Genomic DNA, 9689 nt, shown 5'->3' with positions numbered 1-9689 from the left:
CGCCGCGCTCAGTAGGCCGCGTAGGGCCTGGGCCCTGCCGCCGCGCCGCGCGAAATGTCGGCCGAGGGCGTCAGGGGCGCCGTGCCGCCGTTCAGGCGGGCCTTATAGACCGCCATATTCTCCATCACCCGCATCATATAGTTGCGCGTCTCGGTGAAGGGCGCGCATTCGATGAAATCGATGGTCTTTATCGCATCGCCGCGCGGGTCGCCGCAGCGGGCGATCCACTGGCTGGGACGCGCCGGCCCGGCGTTGTAGCCCACGGTCGCCAGCAGCATGGAGCCGTTGTTGGCCGCCATCAGCTCGCCCAGGTGATAGCTGCCCAGCGTCATATTGTAGTCGGGGTCCCACAGCTGTTCGGCCGAATAGCTCATGCCGAGGCGACGGGCGACGCCCGAGGCGGTGGACGGCAGGAACTGCATCATGCCGCGCGCGTCGGCGCCGGAGCGGGCGCGGGGATCGAAGCTGGATTCCTGGCGGGTGATGGCCTGGGTGAACTCCAGCGGGGCCGCGCCGGCGACCTGGGGCGGGACGCGCACAGGATACATCCGCTCGGGCATGACGAAGCCGCGCTGGCTGGCGGCGCGTCCCACCATCATGGCGGTGAAGCCCTCGCCATAGCCGCGCGACAGGTCCATCAGCAGGGCCAGGTCGTTGATCGTCGGCAGGTCGTTGTCGAGCTGATAGGCGAAGACGCGCAGCAGGCTCATCTCGCCGGTTTCGCCCAGGATGCGGGTGGCGCGCACGATCTCATTGCCTTCGAACCGGGCGATGTCGGCCTGCGACGGGACGGGTTCGCCCGGAAGCTGAAGCGTGGTCATGCCCGCCTTTTCGGCCGCCAGCTGACCGTAGAAGGTCTGCCAGTGCTGGGCGCCGTTGCGATAGTAGCCCAGCGCCGCGTCACGTTCGCCGCGCGCCTCGGCCGCCCGGCCCAGCCAGTAGTAGGCCCGGCCCTGGGTGATGGGGGTGGATGAGGCGGTGCGTAACGCCTCGAAGTGGCGGGCCGCGACCTCGGGCTGGTTCAGCTTGGTCAGGGCGACCCAGCCGGTGAAGAATTCGGCGTCCACCATCCGGTCGCCCGAGGTGAAGCCGTGGCCGTTCATGGCGTCATAGGCGGCGCGCCAGTTGCCTTGCTGCAGGGCGTCCAGGAAATAGTTGCGACGCTCTATCCACAGGGTGTTGTCGCCGGTCGTGTGGGCGGGGGCCGGCGGCAGATTGGCCAGCAGGGCGAAGCCTTCCGACTGGCGGTTCTGCGACCGCAACAGGCGGACGCGCTCCAGCACCACGGCCGGATCGGCCGCCTGGGCGGGCGTGAGATTGGCGATGACGGCGTCAGGGCTGTAGGCCGAGCGAAGGGTCATGACCGTGTTGGCGATGGCGGCGCGATCGGGCGAGACCAGATTGACCATGCTGCGCGTCGCCGGGCCGTGCGGACCGAGCAACAGCATGTTGAGCCGCGCCTCGTGGTCCGCCGGCGTCAGCCATGCGCCCCAGCGGGCCAGGATACGCGATTGCGGCGCGTCGTCGAACGACCGCGTACGCCACCAGTCGCGCACCAGATCACGGGCTTGATCCTGGCGCCCACGCTGCTCGAGCGCCGAGGCATAGGCGATAGCGCCCTCGACCGTCGTCGGCTTGCCGTCCGACATCAGCGACAGGGCCGCGTCGGCGCCTAGGCCGGATCGGTCCAGAACCTTTTCGGCGGCTGCGCGACGTGATTCGCCACGCGGCCAGTTGGCCAGGTCGCTCTGGCCCCGCGCCAGGTCGGCATAGGACAGTTGTTCGCCCGAGGTGTCGATCAGCGCCCATTCGACCAGCTTGCGGGCCGAGGCGTCGCGGATCTGCGACATGGCGGACTGGGCGCCGACGACATCGCGCGCGCGGGCCGCCGCCAGCCCCTGGCGAAACAGCGCCGTGTCCTGATCGTTCAGCACGCGCCCCTGATAGGTGGCGGAATAACCGGGCACGGACGAGGGCGCCGACGCATAGGGCACAGGCTGGGTGGGCAGGACGTCCTGCGGGTTCGGCGCAAGGACGGCGAGGGCCGCCGCCAGACTGGTCGCGATCATGATCTGTCCTGTTCCCATTCAATCCCGGTTGCGGCGGAGCCGCAGGCGACCTAACGTCCCGCGCTCATTGCAAAGGCGATGAACATCCGTCCATCGTCACTCCCCACGCAGGCCAGCTTAGTCTCATGAACGCCCCCTTGTTCAAGGGCGTGATCACCGCCCTGATCACACCACTTCGTGACGGAAACGTGGACGAAGCCGCATTCGCCAAACTGCTCGAGCGTCAGATCGCCGCAGGCGTTCACGGCGTCGTCCCGATGGGCACGACGGGCGAGGGCGCCAGCATGGACCTGGACGAGCACAAGCACGTCATCGAACTGTGCGTACGTCTGGTCGCCGGCCGGGTCAGCGTCATCGCCGGAACCGGATCGCCCTACACCAAGGAAGCCATCGACCTGACCCGCCACGCCAAGACGGTGGGCGCAGACGGCGCCTTGATCGTGACGCCCTACTATATTCGTCCGTCCCAAGCGGGCATGGCGGCCCATTTCGAAGCGATCGCCGACGCGGTGCAACTGCCGATTCTGCTGTACAATGTGCCCGTACGGACGGGGGCCGATCTGGCCAATGAGACCGTCGCGCGCCTGGCGGCCCATCCGAACATCGTCGGCATCAAGGACGCCACGGGCGACATGAGCCGGGTCAGCTGGATGCGCGCCAATATCGCCGGCCAGTTCGATCTGATCTCGGGCGATGATCCCAGCTATCTGGGCTATCACGCCCACGGCGGCGTCGGGCTGATCTCGGTGGCGTCCAATGTCGCGCCCGAGGCCATGGTCGCGCTTCACAACGCCATGACGACCGGCGACTACGCCACGGCGCGGGAATGGCAGGGCCGGTTGATCGGCCTGTGCAAGGCGCTGTTCCTGGACAATTCTCCGTCGCCGACCAAATACGCCTTGGCTAAGTTGGGCCTGTGCGACGAGGAGGCGCGTCTGCCGCTGTCGCCGACGTCGGACGCGGTCAAGCCGATCATCGACCGCGCCATGGCGGATGCGGGCGTCGTCTGATGGCGTCCGAAAAACCGAAAACCAAGGTTCTGGCGGAGAACCGCAGGGCCAGGTTCGACTATTTCCTGGAGGATTTCGTCGAGGCGGGAATCCAACTGCTGGGCACCGAGATCAAGGCGCTGCGCGATGGTCGGGCCAATATCGCCGAAAGCTATGTCTCGCCCGAGGGGCGCGATCTGGTTCTGATCAACGCCGACATTCCGCCGTACAAACAGGCCAATCGCTTCAATCACGAACCGCGTCGTCCGCGCCGGCTGCTGTTGCATCGCAAACAGATCGACCGGATGATCGGCGCCGTCCAGCGCGACGGCCAGACCATCATTCCGGTGCGGCTCTATCTGAACGAGGCGGGCAAGGCGAAGATCGAGATCGCCATGGCCAAGGGCAAGAAGTTGCACGACAAACGGCAGGCCAGCGCGGATCGCGACTGGCAGCGCGACAAGGCCCGTTTGATGCGCGACAAGGGCTGATCCGCCAAGATCAGCCCTCGATCAGAGTGCGGACGCGCGCGAAGATGTCCTCGAACATCTCGGGCGTCAGCCGGCCCGTGTTCGTATTCAGCCGCGAGCAGTGATAGCTGTTCAGGATGATATAGCCGCCCGCTTCGCCCTGCGCCCCATGGCCCGCCGGCATGGCCGAGGCCGGACGTCCGAAAGCCTTTAGGATGTTGCGGCGCGACACGTCACCCAGGGTCACGATCACCTTTAGATTGGGCAGCAGCTTCAGCCTGTCGATCAGGAAGGGGCGGCAGGTGCTCTCTTCGATCGGCAGGGGCTTGTTGCCGGGCGGGGCGCAGCGCACGGCGTTGGTGATCATGCAATCCGTCAGCGTCAGGTCGTCGTCGCCGTTCGGATCGTAATGGCCATGTGCGAACCCCGCCTTCTTCAGCGTGTCGTACAACAGCCAGCCGGCGTGGTCCCCGGTGAAGGGGCGGCCGGTGCGGTTGGCGCCCATGCGTCCCGGCGCCAGGCCGGCGATCAACAGACGCGCATTCGGATCACCGAAGGAGGCGGCAGGACCGTTCCACCAGTCGGGGTTCCGGCGCGCATTCTCCCGGCGGTATTCGACCAGCCGCGGGCACAGCGGGCAGTTGCGGGGCGGCTCGGGCGTCAGGCTCATTGCGCGGCCTTCGGACGGCCGAACTCGGCCATCAGGTCGTTCAGGTCAAGGAAGCCGTCGGCCTGGCGACGCAGTTCGTCGGCGATGTGCGGCGGCTGGGTCTTTTGGGTCGAGATCACCGTGACCCGCACCCCCTTGGCCTGGATCGCCTGGACCACGCGACGGAAATCGCCGTCGCCGGAGAACAGCACGGCGTGGTCGATGTGCGGGGCCAACTCCATCATGTCCACCGCGATTTCGATGTCCATATTGCCCTTGATCCGGCTGTGGCCCGCGCCGTCGGTGAAGCGTTTCACCGGCTTGGTCACGACAGAAAAACCGTTGTAGTCCAGCCAATCGACCAGCGGCTTCACCGGCGAGAACTCTTCGCCCTCGACGATGGCCGTGTAATAGTAGGCGCGGGTCAGGACCGATTTCTCGCGGAACCAGTCCAGCATCCGCCGAAAGTCCATGTCGTGCTGCAGCGCGCGAGCGGCGGAATAGAGGTTGGACCCGTCGATGAAGATCGCCAGGCGGTCGGTGGAATGAAACATGGTCGAAGCCGACAAAAGGAATGAAGAAAATGCCGCCCCGGCGACGCCCCGCGTCGATGTGGGAATCGACGAGACGCTGAACCTGGACCAGGCAGTCATCGTTGCGCTGGGCTGTAATGACAAGGGGGCGTGGGCGTCTTGCCGAGAGGCGTTGGAGGCGGCGGTGGCGCGGTTCCGCAGCGAGGGGATCGATGTCGTCGCGCGTTCCAGCTGGTGGTCGTCCCTGGCCTGGCCCGACGCCTCCGATCCGCCGTTCCTGAACGGGGTGGCCGTGGTGCGAACCGACCACGACCCGCACGCCCTGATGGCGACCCTGGGCCGGATCGAAGACGCCTTCGGCCGTCGGCGTTCTGTCCGCAACGCCCCGCGCACGCTGGATCTCGACCTGATCGCCTACGGTCGGCTGGGGGGCGATCTGGACGGGTTGATTCTTCCTCATCCCCGCGCGGCCGAGCGACGGTTCGTTATGGGGCCGCTATCTGAAATAGCGCCCCATTGGGTGCATCCGACTGTTGGAAGAAAAGCCCTTGATCTGGCCGCCGCGGCTTCGGTCGGGTCGGACGCGCGACCGATGACATGAGCCGGGCAGGGCGACTGCGCCCAACTTCCGCCCCTGTGGCGTTGCAAAAAGCAGTCTCCATCTGTATTTGACGCGGTTATCCCCCGCGTTCGAGGAAATTCATGGCCCGCGTCACCGTCGAAGACTGCATCGAGAAGGTTCCGAACCGCTTTGGCCTGGTGCTGATGGCCGGCCACCGCGCCCGCAGCATCGCCAACGGCGCCGCCCTGACCATCGACCGCGACAACGACAAGAACCCGGTCGTCGCCCTGCGCGAGATCGCCGACGACACTGTCGTGCCGGACGAGCTGCGCGAGACCATCATCACCACGCTGCAGCGCGTCGACGAGCGTACGGAAGCCGAGGACGAGGCGGAAACGGTCGCCCTGCTGGCGGAACCGCAGCACATGAACATGGCCGAGGCCGAGCTGATCCGCGCGCTGCAAAGCGACCGCGACGGCGGCCAGGAGGAGCGGTACTGACGCCCGAGGGAGCCCCTGGCGTCACTATCCTGCCGGCGAGGACCGACGCGGTTCCGCCGGCGCCCCAAGCTGCAAACAAAAACGAACCCCAGACCGCGCCCGCCGATCCGGCGCCGCAGCCGAAACGCGCGCCCATTCTGCGTCAGTTCGAGCTGATAGAGGCCGTCAAGGCCTATGACCCCACCGCCGACGAAGCGCTGCTGAACCGCGCCTATGTCTATGCGATGAAGATGCACGGCTCGCAGCTGCGGGCCTCGGGCGATCCCTATTTCGCCCACCCGATCCAGGTCGCGGGCATACTGACCGACTACAAGCTCGACACCGCCACCATCGTCACCGCCCTGCTGCATGACGTGGTGGAAGACACCTCCGCGACGCGCGACGACATCGCGGGGATGTTCGGCGAGGAAGTCGCGGTCCTGGTCGAGGGCGTCACCAAGCTGTCGCGGCTGGAGCTTCAGGCCGAGCATACGCGCCAGGCCGAAAACCTGCGCAAATTCATCCTGGCCATCAGCCGAGACGTGCGGGTGCTGCTGGTCAAGCTGGCTGACCGTCTGCACAATATGCGGACGCTCCAGTACGTGAAGCCTGAGAAGCGCGAACGGATCAGCCGCGAGACGCTGGAGGTCTATGCGCCGCTGGGCCGGTCCATCGGCATCCACTCGATCGCATCCGAGTTGGAGGAACTGGCCTTCACCCATCTGAACCCGACCGCCAAGACCGCCATCGAGCGGCGGCTGGAGGCGCTGAAGCTGGAGCATGGTCGCGCCATCGAAGGCGTGGCGGGGGAGGTCGAGCGGGTGCTGTCCGAGGCCGGGCTGAAGGCCAAGGTCTATGGCCGGCAAAAGACGCCCTATTCGATCTGGCGCAAGCTGCAGAGGAAGTCGGTCGGCTTTTCGTCCCTGTCCGACATCTACGGTTTCCGCGTCATCGTGGAGGCCGAGGACGACTGTTACCGCGCGCTGGGCGTCATCCACCGCGAATGGCCGATGGTGCCGGAACGGTTCAAGGACTTCATCTCGACGCCGAAGTCGAACAACTATCGCTCGCTGCACACCACGGTCGTCGGCCCGCGCGGCCTGCGGATCGAGATGCAGATTCGCACGGAGGAGATGGACCGCGTCGCCGAGGATGGGGTCGCCGCCCACTGGCGCTACAAGAACCAGTCCTATGGTTTCGACCGCGAAGCGATGGAGCAGGGCGGCGGTCGCGACCCGTTGCAGAACCTGCGCCACCTGGTTCAGGTGATCGAACACGGCGAAGGCGGCGAGGACTGGGTCGAACACGCCAAGCTGGAAATGTATCTGGATCAGGTGTTCGTCTTCACCCCGAAGGGGCAGTTGGTCACCTTGCCGCGCGGGGGGATGCCGCTGGACTTCGCCTACGCCGTCCACACCGAGGTCGGCGACACCGCCGTCGGGGTCAAGGTCAACGGCGAGTTGAAGCCGATGCGTACGCCGCTTCAGAACGGCGACGTGGTGGAGATCATTCGCGGCTCCAAGCGCGAAGTGCCCGCCGACTGGCGCAGCCTGACCGTGACCGGCCGGGCACGGTCCGCCATCCGTCGCCACATCCGCACCTCCGAGCGCGAGGAGTTCATAAAGCTGGGCCGGGTCGCCCTGGATCAGACCCTGGCGCGCATCGAAAAGTCGCTGGCCGACGTGTCGCTGAAGCCGGTGCTGGAAACCTTGGCCACAGCCAGTGAGGACGATCTTTTCGAGGGACTGGGGCGCGGGCGTCTGTCGCCGACCGCGACGGCCGAGATTCTGTTCCCGGCGCTGAAGGGACGGCTGAAGGCCGGGCCTGAGAAACAGCGGATCGAGGGCGACAAGGCGCGTCTGTTCGTGCGCGGCGGCGGTCTGACGCCCGGCGTGTCGGTCCATTTCGGCCAATGCTGCACCCCGGTGCCGGGCGACCGAATCGTGGGCATTCTGGAGCCGGAAGCCGGGCTGACGGTGCATACGATCGACTGCCAGACCCTGGCCGCCTTCGCCGATGACGATTCGGTCTGGCACGACCTGCAGTGGACGCCCCAGGCCGAGACGGATGCGGTGGCCGCCGCCCGCATCCGCGCGACGATCCGCAATGCGCCGGGCGTGCTGGGCCAGGTGACCACCCTGATCGGGGAGGCCGGCGGCAATATCATCAACCTGTCGATGGCGCACCGTCAGCAAGACTTCTTCGACGTGGATGTGGATGTCGAGGTCGAGGACGCCAAGCACGCGACCATGATCATCGCGGCGCTGCGGGCCAATCCGTCCGTCGATTCCGTAGAACGCGCGCGGGGCGAATGACCGAAACGACCAAGCCGAACGGTGCCCAGATGGCGTCGCCGTCCTATCGCATGGCGGCGATGGATCAGGATTTCCTGATGGGCGATTCCATGCGCGGCGTCCGGTTCCTGATGGAATACGCCAAGGCCGAAGAGGCGCTGAGGGCCTGGGGCGTGCGCTCCACCATCGTCGTCTTCGGCAGCGCCCGCATCCGCGAAGGTCATCGCTGGTATGAACAGGCGCGGGCCTTTGGGCGGCTGGCGTCCGAACGGGGCGGCGCGTTTCGGGGATCGGTCGGCGAACCGCGCGACAACGTCATCGCCACCGGCGGCGGGCCAGGCATCATGGAGGCGGCCAATCGCGGGGCGCTCGACGCCGGTGCGCCGTCGGTGGGCTTCAACATCACCCTGCCGCACGAGCAGGAGCCGAACGCCTATTCCACGCCCGAACTGACCTTCCTGTTCCACTATTTCGCGATGCGGAAGATGCATCTGGCCATGCGCGCCAATGCCCTGGTGGTGTTTCCGGGCGGCTTCGGCACCTTCGACGAAATGTTCGAAATCCTGACCATGCGCCAGACGGGCAAGGCGCCGCCGGTTCCCGTCGTTCTGGTAGATAAGGCCTATTGGACGTCGGTGATCGGTTTCGACGCCCTTATCGAACACGGGATGATCGCGGCGTCGGATATGGACCTGATCGGTTTCGCCGAGGATGCCGAGGGTGTCTGGGCCGAACTCCTGGCGCGCGGTCTGCGGCCGAACGAAAACATCGACTGAAGCGCAGCCGGAGGGTTCATCCGCGCGCGATCCGGGTCTAGAACGCGGTCATGAACACCCAAGACGTCCTCAACGAATTCCGTGACGCTGGCGCCCTGCGCGAAGGCCATTTCGTCCTGTCTTCCGGCCTGCACAGCCCGGTCTTCCTGCAGAAGAACCTGGTCTTCATGGACGGCGCGCGCTGCGAACGACTGTGCAAGGCCCTGGCCGAGAAGATTGTGGCCACGGTCGGCCCGGTGGACGTCGCGATCTCTCCCGCCGTGGGCGGCATCATTCCCGGCTATGAGACGGCCAAACATCTGAATGTCCGTTCGATGTATGTCGAGCGTGAGGGCGGCGCCTTCAAACTGCGTCGCGGGTTTTCGGTCGAGCCGGGCGAGAAGGTCGTCATGGTCGAGGACATCGTCACGACCGGCCTGTCGTCGCGCGAATGCATCGCCGCCATCCAGGCGGCTGGGGGCGAGGTGATCGCGGCGGCCTGTATCGTCGACCGCTCGGGCGGAAAGGCTGATGTCGGCGTGCCGCTGATCGCCCTGGCCTCGCTGGACGTGCCGGCCTATCCGGCCGACGCCCTGCCGCCGGAACTGGCCGCCCTGCCGGTGGAAGATCCCGGCAGCCGGCGTTTGTCGAAGTGAATTCCTCTTTCCGCTCATCCCGGCGAAAGCCGGGACCCAGCACTTTGGGCGATGTGCGGAACCTAGAGGCGCAGGCTGTCGGCCAGCGCATGGTGGTGCAAAAGAACTGGGTCTCGGCTTTCGCCGGGATGAGTGGGAGCTGAGATGACCCAGCGCGTTCGCCTCGGTATCAACATCGACCACGTCGCCACCGTGCGGAACGCGCGCGGCGGGGCGCATCCCGATCCCGCCCG

At 66.4% G+C, this 9689-nt stretch carries 11 protein-coding genes; 8 read left to right on the top strand and 3 right to left on the bottom strand.

Annotation, left to right across the window (positions count from 1 at the left end):
* Window positions 1–8: 8 nt before the first annotated feature.
* The gene (locus tag RTU05_RS15130; RefSeq protein WP_312599175.1) at window positions 9–2069 is read right to left on the bottom strand and encodes a lytic transglycosylase domain-containing protein; all 2061 of its coding nucleotides are present in this window, start codon (window positions 2067–2069) and stop codon (window positions 9–11) included.
* Between the two features lie 125 nt (window positions 2070–2194).
* Between RTU05_RS15130 and dapA the strand changes: the two genes are divergently transcribed.
* Both dapA and smpB read left to right on the top strand, forming a co-directional pair.
* Complete coding sequence (gene dapA / locus RTU05_RS15125) at window positions 2195–3079, top strand: 4-hydroxy-tetrahydrodipicolinate synthase (protein WP_312599174.1); 885 nt, start codon at window positions 2195–2197, stop codon at window positions 3077–3079.
* Window positions 3079–3549 carry an SsrA-binding protein SmpB gene (smpB, locus tag RTU05_RS15120; protein ID WP_248116602.1) on the top strand — a complete coding sequence of 157 codons (471 nt, stop codon included), beginning with the start codon at window positions 3079–3081 and terminating at the stop codon, window positions 3547–3549. Before dapA ends, smpB begins: the two co-directional genes overlap by 1 nt.
* 10 nt (window positions 3550–3559) lie before the next feature.
* On the opposite strand, the gene RTU05_RS15115 is transcribed toward smpB, so the two are convergent.
* Both RTU05_RS15115 and RTU05_RS15110 read right to left on the bottom strand, forming a co-directional pair.
* Window positions 3560–4198, bottom strand: a complete 639-nt coding sequence (locus RTU05_RS15115) for a uracil-DNA glycosylase (protein WP_312599173.1) — start codon at window positions 4196–4198, stop codon at window positions 3560–3562.
* The gene (locus tag RTU05_RS15110) at window positions 4195–4731 is read right to left on the bottom strand and encodes an NYN domain-containing protein (protein WP_312599172.1); all 537 of its coding nucleotides are present in this window, start codon (window positions 4729–4731) and stop codon (window positions 4195–4197) included. Before RTU05_RS15110 ends, RTU05_RS15115 begins: the two co-directional genes overlap by 4 nt.
* A 58-nt stretch (window positions 4732–4789) precedes the next feature.
* Between RTU05_RS15110 and folK the strand changes: the two genes are divergently transcribed.
* The 6 genes from folK to RTU05_RS15080 all read left to right on the top strand — a co-directional run.
* Window positions 4790–5311, top strand: coding sequence for a 2-amino-4-hydroxy-6-hydroxymethyldihydropteridine diphosphokinase (gene folK, locus RTU05_RS15105; protein WP_409411636.1), 522 nt, complete (start codon window positions 4790–4792; stop codon window positions 5309–5311).
* A 101-nt stretch (window positions 5312–5412) separates the two neighbouring features.
* Complete coding sequence (gene rpoZ, locus RTU05_RS15100; RefSeq protein WP_008259724.1) at window positions 5413–5772, top strand: DNA-directed RNA polymerase subunit omega; 360 nt, start codon at window positions 5413–5415, stop codon at window positions 5770–5772.
* Window positions 5773–5906: 134 nt separating this feature from the next.
* Entirely contained in the window at window positions 5907–8066 is a 2160-nt protein-coding gene (locus RTU05_RS15095) for a bifunctional (p)ppGpp synthetase/guanosine-3',5'-bis(diphosphate) 3'-pyrophosphohydrolase (protein ID WP_312599177.1), read from the top strand.
* Window positions 8063–8821 (top strand): TIGR00730 family Rossman fold protein, encoded by a 759-nt coding sequence (locus RTU05_RS15090; RefSeq protein ID WP_312599171.1) that lies wholly within the window; start codon window positions 8063–8065, stop codon window positions 8819–8821. The genes RTU05_RS15095 and RTU05_RS15090 overlap by 4 nt, the downstream gene beginning before the upstream one ends.
* 50 nt (window positions 8822–8871) lie before the next feature.
* Window positions 8872–9456 carry an orotate phosphoribosyltransferase gene (gene pyrE / locus RTU05_RS15085; RefSeq protein WP_312599170.1) on the top strand — a complete coding sequence of 195 codons (585 nt, stop codon included), beginning with the start codon at window positions 8872–8874 and terminating at the stop codon, window positions 9454–9456.
* A 144-nt stretch (window positions 9457–9600) separates the two neighbouring features.
* A partial coding sequence (locus tag RTU05_RS15080; protein WP_312599176.1) for a pyridoxine 5'-phosphate synthase occupies window positions 9601–9689 on the top strand: 89 nt, incomplete at its 3' end.

The sequence above is a fragment of the Brevundimonas sp. genome (genome assembly GCF_032017145.1).
GTDB lineage: Bacteria > Pseudomonadota > Alphaproteobacteria > Caulobacterales > Caulobacteraceae > Brevundimonas.
This window is presented reverse-complemented; position numbering and strand designations above follow the sequence as displayed.

Bases quoted from the DNA above. Each gene is read 5' to 3' on its own strand.
- smpB (WP_248116602.1), top strand. From the start codon at position 3,079: ATGGCGTCCGAAAAACCGAAAACCAAGGTTCTGGCGGAGAACCGCAGG.
- pyrE (WP_312599170.1), top strand. From the start codon at position 8,872: ATGAACACCCAAGACGTCCTCAACGAATTCCGTGACGCTGGCGCCCTG.
- rpoZ (WP_008259724.1), top strand. From the start codon at position 5,413: ATGGCCCGCGTCACCGTCGAAGACTGCATCGAGAAGGTTCCGAACCGC.
- dapA (WP_312599174.1), top strand. From the start codon at position 2,195: ATGAACGCCCCCTTGTTCAAGGGCGTGATCACCGCCCTGATCACACCA.
- RTU05_RS15130 (WP_312599175.1), bottom strand. From the start codon at position 2,069: ATGATCGCGACCAGTCTGGCGGCGGCCCTCGCCGTCCTTGCGCCGAAC.
- RTU05_RS15090 (WP_312599171.1), top strand. From the start codon at position 8,063: ATGACCGAAACGACCAAGCCGAACGGTGCCCAGATGGCGTCGCCGTCC.
- RTU05_RS15110 (WP_312599172.1), bottom strand. From the start codon at position 4,731: ATGTTTCATTCCACCGACCGCCTGGCGATCTTCATCGACGGGTCCAAC.
- RTU05_RS15115 (WP_312599173.1), bottom strand. From the start codon at position 4,198: ATGAGCCTGACGCCCGAGCCGCCCCGCAACTGCCCGCTGTGCCCGCGG.